Consider the following 17,190-nt stretch of genomic DNA (forward strand, 5'->3'; position numbering starts at 1 on the left):
GGAAGCCCCACTCGTCACCCTACAAGACTAAAACACTGCCTTCGCAATCTGTCTGATATTGTCGCTTTTGCCCATTGAATAAAAATGCAGAACGGGCACACCAAATTCAATGAGTTCCTTGCACTGATTTATTGCCCACTCTATTCCTATTTGTTTGATAGCATGGTTGTCTTTGGCTGATTCTACTGCATTTATCAAGTCTTCTGGCAAGTCTATTTTAAATACTTTGGGAAGCATTTTCAGGTGTGTTTTGGTGGCAATGGGTTTGATTCCCGGAATAATGGGGACAGTAATTCCCAATGCTCTTGCTTCATTTACAAAACGAAAGAATTTTTTATTGTCAAAAAACATTTGGGTAACAACATAATGCGCTCCTGCGTCAACTTTTTCTTTCAACCTTTGCAAATCATATTTCAGAGAAGGTGCTTCAATGTGTTTCTCCGGATAACCGGCTACACCAATGCAGAATTTTTTTTCGTATTCATGTGTAATTTCTCCGCTCAGGTATTTGCCATCACACAAATCGTTAAGATGTTTGACCAAGTCTTTTGCATAAGTATGTCCGCCTTCTGTGGGTTGAAAGTGTGTTTGACCTTTCATGGCATCTCCTCTAAGAGCCATTATGTTTTCGATTCCCAAATACAGACAGTCTATGAGCAAGTACTCCGTTTCTTCCTTGGTAAACCCTCCACAAAGCACATGGGGCACTGTATCCACGTTGTATTTGTGTTGTATGGAGGCACAGATTCCCAAGGTTCCCGGTCTCATTCGGGTGATTTTGCGCTCCATTAAACCATTTCCTCTGTCAATAAAGACATACTCTTCTCTGGAAGTAGTAACATCAATAAAAGGGGGTTTAAACTCCATCAAGGGGTCTATATTATTATATAAATCTTCAATGCTTGTTCCTTTGGTAGGGGGGACAATTTCTGCGGAAAAAAGGGTCTTACCCTTTGCATTTTTAATATGTTCTGTAATTTTCATTCTGAATTTTTTGTGGGTTTAATCAACAAGGTTTGCATTCAGCCATTTTTTGGCTTCATCCTCTGTTATGCCTCTTCTTTGGATATATTCTTGAAACTGGTCCGGCTGAATTTTTCCAACGCCAAAATACTTACTTTCCGGGTGGGCAAAATAATATCCACTCACGCTGGCTGCGGGCCACATAGCAAAACCGTGGGTGAGTTTAACTCCAATTTTTTCTTCCACTTGAAGCAAATCCCAAATGGTTTTTTTGTCCAAATGGTCGGGACAAGCGGGATAGCCGGGAGCCGGTCTGATGCCTCTGTAAGCCTCACGGATAATTTCTGTATTACTCAATTTCTCTGTGGCTGCATATCCCCAGTATTGTGTTCTAATCTGATGATGCAAATACTCTGCAAATGCTTCTGCAAAGCGGTCTGCCAACGCCTGAACCAATATGGCATTATAATCATCCAGTTTGTTTTTGTATTCTGCAACCATTTCTTCTGTGCCAAATCCCGCACTCACACAGAAACAACCCATATAGTCAGTGATTCCGGTGTTTTCGGGTGCTACAAAATCGGCTAAGGCAAGGTAGCTATTGTCTGATTTCTTGTATTGTTGGCGCAGGGTAATAAACTTGGCTATTTTATTTCCTTTTTCATCTTTCACAAAAAGATCATCATTGACAGAGTTGGCAGGAAAAAGACCAAAAATTGCCCTTGCTTTCAACCTCTTATTTTGAATGATGTCGCGAATGATAACTTGCGCATCATTAAACACTTCGGTGGCTTGTTTTCCAATTTTCTCATCATTCAAAATATCCGGATATTTCCCGTGCAGTTCCCAGCTTCTGAAAAAAGGCGACCAATCGAAGAACTCCAACAATTTTTCCAAGTCTTGGTCTTCAATGATGGTAATTCCGAGCATATTTGGGGTTATAATGTCCTCTTGTCTAAACTCAATTTTATATCTGTTTTCTCTTGCAAATTCAAGACTGACGTATTCTTTGTTACTCCTGCGATTCAGAAATTGTTGTCTAAAATCCTGATATTCGTTTTTAATTGCTAATCCGTAATCTGCATTTTTATCCTTGTTTAACAGATTAGATACTACGCCCACCGCTCTGGAAGCATCATTCACATGAACAACAGTTTGAGTATAAACAGGGTCAATCTTAACGGAAGTGTGAGCCTTTGATGTGGTAGCACCACCAATCAGTAAAGGGAATTTTAATTGTTTTCTTTCTAATTCGGAAGCAACATGCACCATTTCATCTAAGCTGGGTGTAATCAAACCGCTCAGCCCAATGGCATCTGCATTCTCGTCAATTGCAGTTTGAATGATTTTTTCAGCCGGAACCATGACACCTAAGTCCACAATTTCGTAGTTGTTGCAACCCAACACAACAGACACAATGTTTTTGCCTATGTCGTGTACATCTCCCTTTACGGTTGCCATCACAATCTTCCCTGCAGAGGGTTTTGCCAGGTCTTTTTCAGCTTCAATAAAGGGTTGCAAGTAGGCTACAGCCTTTTTCATTACCCTTGCAGATTTGACCACTTGTGGCAAGAACATTTTTCCGCTTCCAAACAAATCTCCTACTACGCTCATCCCGTTCATCAGATTAATTTCTATGACATCTAAGGGTTTTGAGGCTTGTAGTCTGGCTGCTTCAACATCTTCAATTATAAATTTATCAATGCCCTTGACCAATGCGTGTGTTATTTTGCTTTGCACATCTTGATTTCTCCATGCAAGGTCTTCTACTTTTTCTTTTTTGACTGATTGAATTGTTTCCGAATACTGCAATAATCTTTCTGTTGCATCTTCATTGCGGTTGAGCATAACGTCTTCAACCAATTTTAATAATTCTTTAGGAATATCATCATATACTGTCAACAAAGATGGGTTCACAATACCCATATTCATTCCGGCTTTGATGGCATGAAACAAAAAAACCGAGTGCATAGCTTCTCGAACGGTATCATTTCCTCTAAATGAAAAAGAAACGTTAGAAACACCTCCACTCACCGATACATAAGGCAAATTCTGGCGCACCCATTGTGTAGCTTCAATAAAATCAAGGGCGTTTCGTTTGTGTTCTTCTAAACCGGTTGCAACCGGAAATATATTTAAGTCAATGATAATATCCTCTGCCGGAAAATGTACTTTGTTGACCAGCAAATTATAGGAGCGTTTACAAATTTCAATTCTTCTGCTCAAATTATCAGCTTGTCCGGTTTCGTCAAAAGCCATAACAATGACTGCCGCGCCATATCTTTTGATAACAGTGGCTTCGTGCACAAATTTTTCTTCTCCTTCTTTTAAAGAAATTGAATTTACCACACACTTGCCCTGCATCACTTGTAGTCCGGTTTCAAGAATTTCCCATTTGGAAGAATCAATCATCATGGGAATTTTGGCGATGTCCGGTTCAGAAGCAATCAGATTCAGAAATTTTCTCATGGCATAAACCCCGTCCAACAAACCATCATCCATATTCACATCCAATATTTGCGCACCTCCTTCTACTTGTTCTCTTGCAATATCAAGTGCTTCGGCATATTTTTCTTCTTTAATCAGTCTTAAGAATTTTTTTGAGCCGGCAACATTGGTTCTCTCTCCCACATTGATAAAGTTGGATTCTGCGGTAATTACCAAGGGTTCTAAACCGGATAAACGCAGGGGCTTAGTTTGCTCGGTTTGTTGTTGATTGGTATTGCGTAACTTGTAGGAAGTGTGTGCCACATAATCTGCAAAAGCTTTGATATGATCCGGGGTGGTTCCGCAACACCCCCCGAGAATATTGACCAAACCTTTGTCAATGTATTCTTTGACTTGCTCCAACATAAATTCCGGTGTGTCATCATATTGTCCAAAAGCATTGGGCAATCCGGCATTGGGATACACTGAGGTGTAATAGCTTGTTTTATTTGCAATAGATTCTAAGTAAGGTGTCAACTGTTTTGCACCTAAAGCACAATTGAATCCGACACTCAATAAATCAAGATGTGAAATGGATATTAAAAATGCTTCTGCTGTTTGTCCGGAGAGTGTTCTGCCGGAAGCATCTGTGATGGTTCCGCTCACCATAATGGGAATTTCAATTCCTTTTTCTTCTTGTATTTGGTCTATGGCAAAGAGGGCAGCTTTGGCATTGAGGGTGTCAAAAATGGTTTCGACAAGCAAGATATCTGCACCACCGTCTATCAATGCTTCTGCTTGCTGTTTATAAGCTTTACGCAAATCTTCAAAGGTAATAGCCCGAAATCCGGGATCGTTAATATTGGGTGATAGCGAAGCGGTTCTATTGGTTGGACCCATAGCTCCTGCAACAAATCTGGGCTTTGATGGATTTTTGGCAGTAAATTCATCACAAGCCTCTCGTGCAATTTTGGCAGATTGATAATTCAGTTCATAGACAAATTCTTCCATGTGATAATCAGCCATAGCCACGGTTGTAGAAGAAAAGGTGTTGGTTTCTATAATGTCCGAACCGGCTTCAAGATATGCTCTGTGTATTGCCCCGATTATGTGCGGTTGTGTGAGAGACAGTAAATCATTATTGCCTTTGAGTGAATGTTTCCAATCCTTAAATCTTTCGCCTCTATAATCATCTTCGGTGAGTTTATAGCGCTGAATCATGGTGCCCATAGCACCATCGAGAATTAAAATTCTTTGTTCTAATAAGTCTGATATCTTCTTCTTTGTGTTCATTTCAATATTTATTTATAAACCGAAATGTTGTCAAGAAGTGATTGGGTCTTGAAATTATGGGTTATCTCTCCTGATTTCTCAAGTAGAATGTAGCACCGTTCTTTTAAAAAAGAGGTTGCCAAGGTTTCATAGGGTCCATTCCCTCCACCTTTCTTGATAACATTTCGAATGTAAATGAGCGAATACGGGTGCAAAAGTAAGTAAATATTCCTTAAATAAAATCCTGTTTGTCAATAGAAATATGGGGTTGATGACTATCCAAGTCTCCAATCAATGGGTTTTATCCCGTTTTGAGACAAATACGCATTGGTTTTAGAGAAATGTCTGCTGCCAAAGAAACCTCTGTCAGCTGAGAATGGCGATGGGTGTGCAGATGCGAGTATCAGGTGTTTGTCAGGGTCAATCAAGGGGATTTTGTCTTGGGCAAATTTTCCCCAGAGTATAAAAACAACATGTTCATTTCGTTCGCTGACTGTTTTGATAATTTTGTCTGTAAACTGTTCCCAGCCTTTGTTTTGATGTGAGCCGGCTTCGGACTGTCGCACAGTCAAAGTAGCGTTTAATAACAACACACCCTGTTCTGCCCAATTTGTGAGGTTTCCCGAGCGTGGAAAAGGTATTGCCAAATCTGCTCCTAACTCTTTAAAAATATTCTGTAAAGAAGGAGGAAACTTTATATTATCCGGAACCGAGAAGCTCAAACCATGCGCTTGTCCAATGCCATGATAGGGGTCTTGTCCCAGAATAAGAACTTTGACTTTGTTTAATGGTGTCAAATTAAGGGCTTGGAAGATTTGATTATTGGGCGGATATATGTTCTTTCCCGATTCTCTTTCCTTTTGCAAAAAGGCTTTCAGGTTTATCATATACTCGGATTCAAACTCTTGTTTGAGATGTTCGAGCCATGATTCATGAAGCTTTACCACAGACATGGGTAAACTTATTAAGATACAAGAGTACCAACAGCTTCGCCTTTCATGAGTCGCAACAAGTTTCCGGGTTTGTTCATATCAAACACAAGAATAGGCAGGTTGTTCTCCTGACAAAGCGTAATAGCGGTTAAGTCCATAATGTTCAACCCTTTGCTATATACTTCCGCAAAGCTAATATTATCAAACTTTGTAGCCGAAGCGTCTTTCTCGGGGTCGGCAGAATAAACACCATCCACACGTGTACCTTTTAAAATTACATTTGCTTCTATTTCAACGGCTCTCAAAGAAGCGGCAGAGTCTGTGGTAAAATAAGGGTTTCCGGTTCCTGCACCAAAAATCACAACACGTCCTTTTTCAAGGTGTCTGACTGCTTTTCTGCGGATAAAAGGCTCACAAATTTGTTCCATTTTGATAGCGGATTGCAAACGAGTTGAAAGTCCTACTTTTTCTAATGCGCCTTGCAAAGCCATTGCATTGATAACAGTTGCCAGCATCCCCATATAATCTGCTTGGGCTCTGTCTGCCAGTCCTTTTTGAACCCCTTGCACACCTCTAAAAATATTGCCACCTCCAATTACAATAGCAACCTCTACTCCCAAGTCCACAACGGATTTAACCTCGTTTGCATATTGTTCAAGAATATTGGGATCTATACCAAATTGGTTATTTCCCATCAAGGATTCTCCACTGAGTTTAAGAAGGATTCTATTGTATTTTTTCATGTTTAAAACTGTACTTGAATGTTTGGGCAAAAAAAAAGCTCCTTTGGGAGCTTTTCAAGTTTTTCTTAATTAATATTATGCACCTAAGCCAACACGCTTAAATCCTACAACTGCAAGATTTGATTCAGTATCGGCAAGCATTTTCTTGATAGATTTAGAAGAGTCTTTAACAAATTCCTGATTAATCAAAGTGTATTCTTTGTAGAATTTAGAAAGTCTTCCCATTGCGATTTTTTCAGCCATTTCAGCAGGTTTTCCTTCTTGGATTGCTTGTTCCTTTCCAAGGTTAATTTCGCGTTGTTTCACTTCTTCAGAAACAGATGTTTCGTCCAAAGCAATGGGGTTCATAGCTGCAATTTGCATAGCTACGTCCTTTCCTGCAGCAGTATTTGCATCTGATGGAGCGTTAGACAAAGCAACCAACACACCAATTCTGTTTCCTGCATGGATATAAGAAATGATGTTATTGCCTTCCAAAACCTCATAAGAAGAGATATCCATTTTCTCACCGGTCTTTCCCATTTCTTCTACTATTTTTTGCTCTACAGTGAGGTTATCAATAGAAAGAGCTTTGAGAGCTGCAATATCAGAAGGCTTTTTGGTTAATGCAAGATTGGCAATTTGGTTAGCAAAAGCAACAAAATCAGCATTCTTTGCCACAAAGTCAGTTTCGCAGTTTAGCTCAATAACCACTCCGGATTTTTTATCAGCAGAGGTAAGCGCTATAACGGCTCCTTCTTGAGCATCTCTGTCTGCTCTGTTCATAGAAATTTTTTGTCCTTTTTTTCTAAGCAGTTCAATGGCTTTGTCAAAATCACCACCTGCTTCTACAAGAGCTTTTTTGCAGTCCATCATACCTGCTCCTGTCATTTGTCTGAGTTTGTTTACGTCAGATGCACTTATTGTTGTCATAAATGAATTAATACTTTAAAATACAAAATGAATGATACCCGAAAGAGTTGCTATTACGCTTCTGTTTCAAGTTCTTTAGCTGAATCCTTTTCAGCCTTTTTCTTTGCTACTTCTTCGTCCTTTTCTGCTTTGTGTTCTTGAGCTGCTTCTTTTATTGTGTCCACAATCTGGTTTACAATAAATTGAATTGAGTTAGCAGAGTCGTCATTAGCAGGGATAACATAGTCAATCTTAGTAGGGTCTGAGTTAGTGTCCACCATGCCAATGGTAGGAATATTAAGTTTCAAAGCCTCTGCAACCGCAATATGTTCTTTTTTCACATCAACTATGAAAATCAATGCAGGCAATTTGTGCATGTTTTCGATTCCACTGAAGAATTTAACCAGTTTTTCTTGCTCTCTTGAAAGAACCAACTTCTCTTTTTTAGCCAAGGCTTCAAAAGTTCCGTCTTTCATGTTCTTTTCGATGGTTTGCATCTTTTTGATAGACTTCTTAACAGTAGCAAAATTAGTTAGCATACCCCCCAGCCATCTTTCGGTGACATAAGGCATGTCAACAGACTTAGCAGCTTCTGCAACAATTTCTTTAGCTTGTTTTTTGGTTGCAACAAACAGTACTTTTCTGCCTGATTTAACCATGTTTTTAATCACTTGTTTAGCTTCTTCAATCTTAACAAGGGTTTTGTTGAGGTCAATCAAGTGGATACCGTCTTTTTCCATAAAGATATAGGGTGCCATCTTAGGGCTCCATTTATGGGTAAGGTGTCCAAAGTGACAACCTGCGTCTAATAAATCTTTTGTGCTTATTTGTGACATTGTAATAATCTTAACGTTTAGAGAATTGGAAGCGTTTTCTTGCTTTCTTTTGACCGAATTTCTTTCTTTCTACCATGCGTGGGTCTCTGGTAAGAAGTTTGTGTTGTTTAAGAACCGGACGATTTTCAGGGTCGATTTCGCATAATGCTCTTGCGATAGCAAGCTTAATTGCGTCTGCCTGTCCGGTAATTCCGCCTCCTGAAACATTTACATCTATATCAAAAGATTCGTTTGCGTTAAGAAGTGAAAGTGGTAATGTCACCATGTTTTGGTGAGTTGCAACAGGAAAGTACTCTTTCAGCGTTTTGCTGTTTATTTGGACTTTTCCTTTACCGGGTTTAAAATAAATCCTTGCAATTGAGGATTTTCTTCTGCCAATGGTGTTTATTGCTTCCATTTTATTATATTAGATATCAAATTTTAATTCTTGTGGTTTTTGAGCCTGATGTGGGTGTTCGCTACCAACATATACAAACATGTTGTGGAATATTTTTCTTCCCAATCTGTTTTTGGGCAACATACCTCTAACTGCTTCTTCTACAAGGGCAAAAGGCTTCTTGTTTAAAAGCTCTTGGGGTGTTATTCTTCTTTGTCCACCGGGGTATCCTGAGTGGGAGATATATTCCTTTTGGGTCATTCTTCCATCCGGAATGTGGACTTTCTCTGCATTGACAACTATTACATAATCTCCACAATCTACGTGGGGTGTAAAGTCGGGCTTGTTTTTGCCTCTTAGGACACTTGCAATCTGAGAAGATAATCTTCCCAAGTTTTGACCTTCAGCATCTACAATAAACCATCTCTTGTTTACTGTCGCAGAATTTGCTGATATTGTTTTGTAGCTCAGGGTATTCACGTCTAACCTATTTTTTTGGGGTTGCAAATATAGAAAGACTATAAATACTAAACAAATGAACTTTGAAAATTATTTTGTAAACATTTTTTCAAACATAGTTCTCATATAAATCAAGGAGTTTAGCCTTTTCTGATTCCCAATTGAACTTTTTTTGGGCGCAATAGATTGCATTTTGTGAGAACTTTTTTATTAATTCTTCGTCTGCAATCAACTTTTGAATAGCATCTGAAATTTGTTTTATGTTTTCCGGGTTGACTGTTAAACCTGTTTCTGTTTCTTCCACTAACTTACGATAAAGTGGAAAATGGCTGGTAATAATCGGAAGTCCGCATGCCATATATTCAAATAGTTTAGTGGGTTTGGATTCCACAGAGTTTTTCATGGGTTTGATAAGACATAAACCAATGCCACATTGTTTAGAAATAGTGTATCCGGCCTCGAGATTCATTCTGCCGTAGAAGTGCAAATAAGGTTTGAGCTTAGGATAATATCGGTGCGAAATGATGCTGCTTTCTATGCGAGAGTACAAACGTCCGACACAATGAAAATGAACGGGCAAATTTTTTGTATGCAGTTCGTTCATAGATTCCATTATTTCACTAATACATCGGCTTTCCAAAATTATTCCAATGTAAAAAAGATGCAGGGGGTTTCTGTTGTTGCTTTTAAACTGTTCAAATAATTCGGGTTCAACATAATTTTGAATTACGGTTATATTGGGTGCAAACTCAGAATATCTTTTCAAATAGGATTCTTCTGCTAAAACAACGGGAACATTTTTGCAAGCAATACGCTCCACATAGTCAAATATTCTGAATGTTGCTCTTTTGTTGTGTACCCATTCTTTATCGAATATATCGTCTGCAATATTTTCATGTACATCTATGATTACTTTCTTGCCAATCAAACGAAGTAAGATGGCACAAGGCATCAATTCCGGATCATGAATATGATACAAATCGGCTTTGATTCTCAGGGCTTTAAAAAACATTAAAAGCCAAGAAGTAAATATTCTCAAACTTCTGTTTCTGTATTCTCTGAATGGTATAATTTGAACCCCTTTGATTGTTTCTTTTTGGGAGTGAATTCCCACAACAACAACTTTATATTTTTGGACAAGACTAAGCGCGTATTTATAAAAAATACGAGTATCCAGCGCATAATGTAATGAGCTGAGTTGACAAACTGTTGGGGTATTGGTTGAATACACTAATTCCAAGTACTCTGCTTTCGGCTGCAAAGAAAAGACTATTTCATTAATGAATTATTCCCGACTTAATTCAAGAATAAATTGAAAGGTAAGATTTATTGGGGGATTAAATTATACAAGCTCAAAGAAATGCATTGAGCATCATATAAAAAATTCCGGCTATGATGGCAGAGACGGGAATGGTGAGAATCCAAGCCCAGAGTAATTTGATGGTAATACCCCAACGAACAGCCGATACGCGCTTGGTAACTCCCACGCCAATGATACCTCCTGTGATGACATGCGTAGTAGAAACAGGTATTCCGAAATGTTCGGCTACATAGAGTGTGATAGCACCGGCAGTTTCTGCTCCTACACCCTCCAAAGAGTTTACTCTGGTAATTTTGGAACCCATTGTTTTAATGATTTTCCATCCGCCCGACATCGTTCCGAGTCCTATTACAACAAAACTCACTAAGGGAACCCAGCCCCATTCTTCAACAAAGTGTCCAAATTGGTCCGGAGCATTAACCCATTCTGTGTGCCCTCCCTGAACATGGTAATAAATTACGGCAGCACCAATAATACCCATTACTTTTTGTGCATCGTTGGCGCCATGCCCTAAGCTAAACAAAGCAGAAGATACGAGTTGAAGCCCTCTAAACCATTTTTCTGCCTTATAGAATACTGTATTTCGGCAAATCCACATGATGGCAACGGTAATAAAATAAGCGATAACGAGCCCGATATTGGGTGCCAGAAAAATAAAAAGTACGATGGGGATTACTTTGGCGTAATTGACCACATCTCCCATATCACCACCCGACATGTATGCATGCATGAGTGCCGCACCCATAAAACCTCCAATAAGGGTATGCGAGGAAGAAGAAGGGATACCGAATTTCCATGTTATCAGACTCCATGATATAGCAGCTAATAAACCGGCTAAAATAACCTCAAGATTAATAAAATCGGGGTGTACAGTTTTGGCAATGGTATTTCCTATTTTAAATCCCCCTATCCAATATAGAGAAATAAAATACGCCATAAAATTGAAAAATGCAGCCCATAAAACCGCCTGTAAAGGAGTTAGAACACGTGTGGCAACTATTGTGGCAATAGAATTGGCAGCGTCATGAAAGCCATTTAGATAATCAAAGACAAGAGCTACAACGATGACGATGGTTAATAATGTTAATTCCATTATGAATATTTAACCGAAATAGCTTCCAAAACATGGGAGACACTTTTGCATTTGTCTGTTGCAGATTCTAAAGCGGAAAGAACTTCTTTGTATTGAATAATCTTTTTTGCATCTGTTTCATTCTCAAATAGTTTCTCTATCGCTTTATCAAATATCTCATCCGCTTTTGTTTCAAGTTTGTTTATTTTTTTACAATTAACGGCTACCCTGTCAAACCTATGGTCTCTAAGGTCAATGACACATTCTGCAATAAGTTTTGTGGCTTCTAAATTTAATTCGGTGAGCTTCTTTATCGGTTTGGTGATTTTCTCTACTTGATACATTCTCATTCTGCTGGCAGAGTCGTGCATAAAATCAGTAACACCGTCAATGGATGTTATCATGGCATGGATGTCTTCTCGATCAAAGGGTGTGAGAAAGTTTTTGCTCAGTTCAATGAGTGTTTTGTGTGTTATTTTTTCGATTTCTGCATCCAACTCTACTATCTGTTGATAGTGCATTTCTCTTTCTTCTACCGTTGCATTTGCTGCATCATTGAGATTGGATGTTAGTTTTACAAGCTTGGTGGTTGCTTGTTCAAATAAAGGAAAAAACTTTTTGTCTTTGGGAACTAAAAACTGAAAGATATCATTGAGAGAAAATCCCATAATTCATTTTTAAGAATGGTGCAAAGCTAAACAGATTTAACCAATAAAATGAAGGAAAGTTTTTTAGAAAATTACTTGATTTCCATCCATTATTAATAACCGGATACTATGGCTATTGACTAACTTTGCAGGTGCTATGGATGATATTGTTCACAACCTTAAAGTGGTTCATCAACGTATTGAAAACGCTTGTAAAAAATTCGGAAGAAATCCTGCTGATGTCAGATTGTTGCTGGCAACAAAGACTGTTGATCCTGAAAGAATTAAAATTGCTGTTGATGCCGGTGAGAAACTCATTGGCGAAAATAAAGTGCAGGAACTGAAAGATAAAGATGAGGTATTATCAAAACTCAATATTGAAAGACATTTTATAGGTAATCTGCAAACCAATAAAATCAAAGAAGTAATTAAATATGCAGATTGTATTCAATCTTTGGATAGGATAGATGTTGCTGAACAACTTGACAGACGCTTACAGAATTTGGCTAAGAGCATAGATATATTTGTTCAGATAAATACCTCGAATGAAGAAAGTAAATTTGGCATCCCGCCTGAAAGGGCAATTTCATTTATTAAGGAATTAAAGCCTTTTGAAACGCTCAAAGTAAGGGGGTTGATGACAATAGGTCTTTTGGATTCTGATTTTGAAGTTATGCGTCCTTGCTTGAAACTACTCAAAAAAACGCGAGATAATGTTCTGAATCAAGGGATTGAGGGGATTGACTCTCTTATGCTTTCGATGGGAATGTCTCACGATATTGAAATAGCGATTGAAGAGGGTACAAATATGGTGCGTGTCGGCTCCGCCATCTTTGGCAATAGAATTCCCGGAAACCAAGTTTGGCATTAATTAGCTATTGTTTCTTTTAGTGAGGAATAGGATTGGTCTCTAGCACTATCTCTTGCTTTATCCATTTTTTCTTGTCTTTTTTCCAGAAGTATTTTTCTCCCTTTGAATCCTCTATAGTCTTTGCCGGAAGCCGTTTTTCTACTTTTGTTAATGGCTCATTGTCTTGGTCAAAAGTGTAGTACGTTTCATACCAATACATGCTTGCACCTGGATTGGTGCTTGTTATTGCTGTTTTTACCGTATTGTCTTCTCTTAATCCCAAACTTGTTGAAATTCTATAACTTAGGTTGATGTTTTCAAATGTGTATATGATTTGCCCTTGCATACCATATATTCTGATAAGTTGCCGGTTTTCTCTTCTGACTCCAAAAGTTACTGATATTCTTCCATCTTTCAGTTTTATTGTGTTTGTGTCGGTTTGGGTATTTATCGTTGGTTTTGACAACTTAACCGGTTTTTTTTCTTCTTTCTTTTTAGGCTTCTTTTCAGGTTTGGGTTGCTTTTTATTTATACTATCCTGCTTGACAGTGCCTTTAATACTATCTTGCACCTGTGCTTTATTATTTTTCTGCATTTCTTCTATAACCCTCTTCAATGAATCAATTTTTTCTTTTGAACTTTCTTCCACAGTATTTGTGTAATAATGATTCTCCTGAAAACAAGAGAGTAGAAATAGAGATAACAATAGAAACAGTACCTTTTTCATTTGATTTTGATTTGCAAATATTAATTCTTTTGTTGTTTTAAAGGTAAATTTGTTGCACAACTAAGCGCTCCCATGTTTACCCACATATCTTGTTAATATTTGGGTATAAGTTTGGATAAGTGACTTTTTTCACGTTTTCAAAAAATCCTTTGTTAATCTCTGTGGATGAAACTCACATATACCTACACCCTACCCACATTATTTGTTGGCAAAAGAATACCACATTTATCTTTATTCACAGGTTGATGAGATTGTGAATAGTGTTATTATTCAAGGAGTTTTACCCTGTTCTAGCGTTAATGATTTGTTGATTTTCATATAATCAAATGATGATGAAACAATTTTTACCACTATTCACATCGGTAACTAACAAATAATAAATTTAAATTTCTTTATTATTATTTTCTTTTGTTGGAATCGTAATTGACCACTCTTGATGAATAAGTCCGCAAAAAACAAAAGCTTGGTTATTTTTGCACTCTCTTACACACCAAAAAAATGATTGAGAAAATTAAAGAGGTTTTACAACAGGTTGATGAGTTTGTTATTGACTCTGCTAAATCAAACGAAGATTTCAGAATAAAATTTTTAGTAAAAAAAGGTTTGGTAAACGAGTTGGTTGAAGACTTCCGAAATATTGACAACAATCAAAAAAAAGAAGTTGGAAAAACGCTTAATCAATTAAAAGAAAAAGCGAGAATAAAGTGGGAAGAAGCAAAAGAAAAATATGAAGGAGCTGCGGTTAAACAAGATAAAAAAATAGATTTATCGTTACCTGTAAACAGTATGAATTTTGGTGGAAAACACCCAATTTCAGTAGTGATGCAGGAAATAAGCGAAATTTTTAAAAGAATAGGTTTTTCAACAGAAGAAGGTCCAGATATTGAAGACGATTATCACAATTTCTCAGCCTTGAATTTTGCAGAAAACCATCCGGCAAGAGATATGCAAGACACATTTTTTGTGGATGATAATTTTGCTATCAGAACACATACATCCTCTGTTCAAATCAGGGTAATGGAAAAACAAAAACCTCCCATAAGGGTAATTTGTCCCGGAAGAGTTTACAGAAATGAAGATGTATCAGCACGTTCCAACTGTTTTTTTCATCAGATTGAAGGTTTGTATGTGGACAAGAATGTAAGTTTTGCTGACCTTAAACAAACTTTATACTTTTTTGTAAGAGAATTTTTTGGAAAAGACCTTCCCGTAAGGTTTAGAGCATCCTATTTTCCATTCACAGAACCAAGCGCAGAAATGGATGTTTTTTTAGGAACTGAAACCGAAGAAGATTACCGTTTGACAAAAGGAACCGGTTGGCTTGAAATACTTGGTTGTGGAATGGTAGATGTAAGTGTTTTGAAGAATGTAAATATAGACACAGAACAATATTCAGGTTTTGCATTTGGATTAGGTGTTGATAGAATAGCGATGCTCAAATATGGTATTAAAGATATCCGAACTATGTTTTATAATGATATCCGATTCTTGTCACAATTCTCTCACTTTTAAAATAACATAAACCAAAGCGCTAACATGTTGCCATCGGAAAAAAGAATAGGGATAATAGGAGGAGGACAATTGGGAAAAATGTTGGCAGAAGCCGGTTCTCCGTGGTTAGTTAAGTACAATTTTTTAGATGCTGCAAATTCACCATGCTCGTTAATGGGAGGAAACTTTATTGAAGGAAAAATTACATCCGAAGAAGATATAAGAAGACTGTCAGAAGCCTCAGATATTTTGACATTTGAAATCGAACATATCAATACAGAAGCCATTGCCGGTTTGGAAAAAGAAGGAAAACAAATTATTCCAAAACCATCTGTGCTTCAAATCATTAATGATAAAGGGATTCAAAACGAATATTTGGAAAAGAAAGGAATTGCTATTCCTAAATTTTATAATCTCACAGAAGAAAAAGACTGGGTAGAAAAATTAGAAATATTTTCAGGAGAAAAGATAGTAGTAAAATCCCGCAAAGGAGGTTATGATGGCAAAGGAGTAAGCATCATGACAAAAGAAAAAATAAGAAAAGGAGCCAGACCCTTTGCCACCACCCAAAATACACTCTTTGAGCAATTCATAGAAAATGTTATAGAAATTTCGGTCATAGTTGCCATCGATCAAAAAGGGAATTCTTGCACATTTCCATTAGTGGCTATGGAGTTTGACCCGATAAGTAATCTGGTTATGTTTCTTCACACGGAAGTTGATTTGCCCGCAGCTGTTCAAGCAGAATGTAAAGATATTTCGCAAAAAGCTGCACTATCATTCCATTCGCCCGGATTGTTTGCTGTAGAATTATTTGTAAAAGGCAGTCAGGTTTTGGTAAACGAAATTGCTCCACGACCACATAACTCAGGTCATCACACCATTGAAGCTTGTTATACATCTCAGTTTGAACAATTGAACCGAATACTACTTGGTTTACCTCTTGGAAACACAGAAAAAATTTGTGCTGCAGCCATGTTAAATCTTGTGGGACCGGAAGATTTTTCGGGAAAATATACGCTTAGTCAAACTGATGAAGCACTCGCAGAACCAGGAATTTATGTGCACTTATATGGCAAAACCGAGAGCAGACCTCACCGAAAATTAGGACATATAACAGTGTTAGCAAAAGACAAACAAGCTCTTTTTGAGAAGGTAAAATTGGCACAAAAAATTAAAGCCATAGCCAAGTGAAATTTGCATAGGTAAATTATGTAATTTTGCACCCTTGCAATAAAAGCAAGCAAAATAGGTTTTATTCAAACATAAATTTTAATCACAGCCGGTACGAATGAGACAACTCAAAATAAGTAAACAGTTTACGAATAGGGAAAATAAATCCCTCGACAAATACCTCAACGAAATCAGTAAAGTTCCAATGATTGATGCGCAAGAAGAGGTGGAACTTGCAAGAAGAATTAGAGAAGGCGACCAAAAAGCATTAGAAAAATTGGTAAACGCTAACCTCAGATTCGTAGTTTCCGTTTCCAAACAATATCAAAACCAAGGATTAACATTGGGCGACCTTATCAACGAAGGAAACTTTGGATTGATAAAAGCAGCCAGAAGATTTGATGAAACCCGTGGTTTTAAATTCATTTCGTATGCAGTATGGTGGATTCGCCAATCCATTCTTCAGGCATTAGCAGACCAGTCAAGAATTGTTAGATTACCGCTAAATAAAGTTAGTTCAATAGGTAAAATTGCTGCAGCAGCAGCCAAATTAGAACAAGAACTAGAAAGACCGCCAACATCAGAAGAGATTGCAAAAGAATTGGATATTTCTGTTGTAGAAGTTGAAAATGCTTTCAAATCCTCAGGACGTCATTTATCCATTGATGCTCCTTTGACCGAAGGAGAAGATAATACCCTATTGGGAATATTGGACAACAATGACGAACCCGATCCCGATTCACCTTTGCTAAATGAATCTTTGCAAAAAGAAATTAACCGTGTTATTAGCACGCTTTCCGACAAAGAAAGAGATGTGTTGAGATATTATTACGGACTTGACGGAGGTCCTGTTCATACCTTAGAAGATATCAGCGAAAAGGTAGGACTTACCAGAGAGCGTGTAAGACAAATCAAAGAGAAAGCGCTCAGAAGGCTCCGAAAATCATCAAAAAGTAAAATACTTAAAACCTATTTGGGATAAACAAAATAAAGAAGGGAGCAAAAAAACG

The 17,190-nt window shown here is 37.6% G+C and carries 16 protein-coding genes and 1 riboswitch; of the genes, 4 read left to right on the forward strand and 12 right to left on the reverse strand.

Annotated features, from left to right (window positions below; genetic code table 11):
- Positions 1–27 precede the first annotated feature (27 nt).
- From metF to M9892_09175, 11 genes are all read right to left on the reverse strand, one after another.
- Positions 28–984: a methylenetetrahydrofolate reductase [NAD(P)H] gene (gene metF, locus M9892_09125; protein ID MCO5254511.1), complete on the reverse strand. Its 957-nt coding sequence runs from the start codon at positions 982–984 to the stop codon at positions 28–30.
- Positions 985–1,002: 18 nt separating this feature from the next.
- Positions 1,003–4,683, reverse strand: a complete 3,681-nt coding sequence (gene metH / locus M9892_09130; GenBank protein MCO5254512.1) for a methionine synthase — start codon at positions 4,681–4,683, stop codon at positions 1,003–1,005.
- 58 nt (positions 4,684–4,741) lie between these two features.
- A riboswitch (SAM riboswitch) is annotated at positions 4,742–4,846 on the reverse strand.
- Positions 4,847–4,937: 91 nt separating this feature from the next.
- Positions 4,938–5,615 carry a uracil-DNA glycosylase gene (gene ung, locus M9892_09135; GenBank protein MCO5254513.1) on the reverse strand — a complete coding sequence of 226 codons (678 nt, stop codon included), beginning with the start codon at positions 5,613–5,615 and terminating at the stop codon, positions 4,938–4,940.
- Positions 5,616–5,626: 11 nt separating this feature from the next.
- Entirely contained in the window at positions 5,627–6,337 is a 711-nt protein-coding gene (gene pyrH, locus M9892_09140) for a UMP kinase (GenBank protein ID MCO5254514.1), read from the reverse strand.
- Between the two features lie 75 nt (positions 6,338–6,412).
- The gene (gene tsf, locus M9892_09145) at positions 6,413–7,249 is read right to left on the reverse strand and encodes a translation elongation factor Ts (GenBank protein ID MCO5254515.1); all 837 of its coding nucleotides are present in this window, start codon (positions 7,247–7,249) and stop codon (positions 6,413–6,415) included.
- A gap of 53 nt (positions 7,250–7,302) precedes the next feature.
- Complete coding sequence (rpsB, locus tag M9892_09150; GenBank protein ID MCO5254516.1) at positions 7,303–8,064, reverse strand: 30S ribosomal protein S2; 762 nt, start codon at positions 8,062–8,064, stop codon at positions 7,303–7,305.
- A 10-nt stretch (positions 8,065–8,074) separates the two neighbouring features.
- A complete protein-coding gene (gene rpsI / locus M9892_09155) occupies positions 8,075–8,461 on the reverse strand; it encodes a 30S ribosomal protein S9 (protein ID MCO5254517.1) in 387 nt (128 codons plus the stop codon).
- Positions 8,462–8,470: 9 nt separating this feature from the next.
- Entirely contained in the window at positions 8,471–8,920 is a 450-nt protein-coding gene (gene rplM / locus M9892_09160) for a 50S ribosomal protein L13 (GenBank protein MCO5254518.1), read from the reverse strand.
- Between the two features lie 88 nt (positions 8,921–9,008).
- On the reverse strand, positions 9,009–10,160 hold the full coding sequence (locus M9892_09165) for a glycosyltransferase (protein MCO5254519.1): 1,152 nt from the start codon (positions 10,158–10,160) through the stop codon (positions 9,009–9,011).
- Positions 10,161–10,251: 91 nt separating this feature from the next.
- The gene (locus tag M9892_09170; GenBank protein ID MCO5254520.1) at positions 10,252–11,313 is read right to left on the reverse strand and encodes an inorganic phosphate transporter; all 1,062 of its coding nucleotides are present in this window, start codon (positions 11,311–11,313) and stop codon (positions 10,252–10,254) included.
- Complete coding sequence (locus tag M9892_09175) at positions 11,313–11,960, reverse strand: DUF47 family protein (protein ID MCO5254521.1); 648 nt, start codon at positions 11,958–11,960, stop codon at positions 11,313–11,315. Before M9892_09175 ends, M9892_09170 begins: the two co-directional genes overlap by 1 nt.
- A gap of 136 nt (positions 11,961–12,096) precedes the next feature.
- Between M9892_09175 and M9892_09180 the strand changes: the two genes are divergently transcribed.
- Positions 12,097–12,810, forward strand: a complete 714-nt coding sequence (locus tag M9892_09180; protein MCO5254522.1) for a YggS family pyridoxal phosphate-dependent enzyme — start codon at positions 12,097–12,099, stop codon at positions 12,808–12,810.
- Between the two features lie 16 nt (positions 12,811–12,826).
- Here M9892_09180 and M9892_09185 read toward each other — a convergent pair whose 3' ends face one another.
- Positions 12,827–13,516 carry a hypothetical protein gene (locus M9892_09185; GenBank protein MCO5254523.1) on the reverse strand — a complete coding sequence of 230 codons (690 nt, stop codon included), beginning with the start codon at positions 13,514–13,516 and terminating at the stop codon, positions 12,827–12,829.
- Positions 13,517–14,014: 498 nt separating this feature from the next.
- Between M9892_09185 and pheS the strand changes: the two genes are divergently transcribed.
- The 3 genes from pheS (at position 14,015) to M9892_09200 (ending at position 17,162) form a co-directional block, all read left to right on the forward strand.
- Positions 14,015–15,028, forward strand: coding sequence for a phenylalanine--tRNA ligase subunit alpha (pheS, locus tag M9892_09190; GenBank protein MCO5254524.1), 1,014 nt, complete (start codon positions 14,015–14,017; stop codon positions 15,026–15,028).
- 24 nt (positions 15,029–15,052) lie between these two features.
- Positions 15,053–16,201 carry a 5-(carboxyamino)imidazole ribonucleotide synthase gene (locus tag M9892_09195; GenBank protein ID MCO5254525.1) on the forward strand — a complete coding sequence of 383 codons (1,149 nt, stop codon included), beginning with the start codon at positions 15,053–15,055 and terminating at the stop codon, positions 16,199–16,201.
- 97 nt (positions 16,202–16,298) lie between these two features.
- Positions 16,299–17,162: an RNA polymerase sigma factor RpoD/SigA gene (locus M9892_09200; GenBank protein MCO5254526.1), complete on the forward strand. Its 864-nt coding sequence runs from the start codon at positions 16,299–16,301 to the stop codon at positions 17,160–17,162.
- Positions 17,163–17,190 lie beyond the last annotated feature (28 nt).

Source organism: Bacteroidota bacterium (genome assembly GCA_023957335.1).
In the GTDB taxonomy this organism is placed as follows: Bacteria; Bacteroidota; Bacteroidia; order NS11-12g; family UBA955; genus JALOAG01.

Coding starts and splice junctions, on each gene's coding strand:
- pyrH (MCO5254514.1), bottom strand. CDS start 6,337: ATGAAAAAATACAATAGAATCCTTCTTAAACTCAGTGGAGAATCCTTG.
- M9892_09180 (MCO5254522.1), top strand. CDS start 12,097: ATGGATGATATTGTTCACAACCTTAAAGTGGTTCATCAACGTATTGAA.
- M9892_09200 (MCO5254526.1), top strand. CDS start 16,299: ATGAGACAACTCAAAATAAGTAAACAGTTTACGAATAGGGAAAATAAA.
- M9892_09175 (MCO5254521.1), bottom strand. CDS start 11,960: ATGGGATTTTCTCTCAATGATATCTTTCAGTTTTTAGTTCCCAAAGAC.
- pheS (MCO5254524.1), top strand. CDS start 14,015: ATGATTGAGAAAATTAAAGAGGTTTTACAACAGGTTGATGAGTTTGTT.
- ung (MCO5254513.1), bottom strand. CDS start 5,615: ATGTCTGTGGTAAAGCTTCATGAATCATGGCTCGAACATCTCAAACAA.
- metH (MCO5254512.1), bottom strand. CDS start 4,683: ATGAACACAAAGAAGAAGATATCAGACTTATTAGAACAAAGAATTTTA.
- tsf (MCO5254515.1), bottom strand. CDS start 7,249: ATGACAACAATAAGTGCATCTGACGTAAACAAACTCAGACAAATGACA.
- M9892_09170 (MCO5254520.1), bottom strand. CDS start 11,313: ATGGAATTAACATTATTAACCATCGTCATCGTTGTAGCTCTTGTCTTT.
- rpsB (MCO5254516.1), bottom strand. CDS start 8,064: ATGTCACAAATAAGCACAAAAGATTTATTAGACGCAGGTTGTCACTTT.
- M9892_09195 (MCO5254525.1), top strand. CDS start 15,053: ATGTTGCCATCGGAAAAAAGAATAGGGATAATAGGAGGAGGACAATTG.
- metF (MCO5254511.1), bottom strand. CDS start 984: ATGAAAATTACAGAACATATTAAAAATGCAAAGGGTAAGACCCTTTTT.
- rpsI (MCO5254517.1), bottom strand. CDS start 8,461: ATGGAAGCAATAAACACCATTGGCAGAAGAAAATCCTCAATTGCAAGG.
- M9892_09185 (MCO5254523.1), bottom strand. CDS start 13,516: ATGAAAAAGGTACTGTTTCTATTGTTATCTCTATTTCTACTCTCTTGT.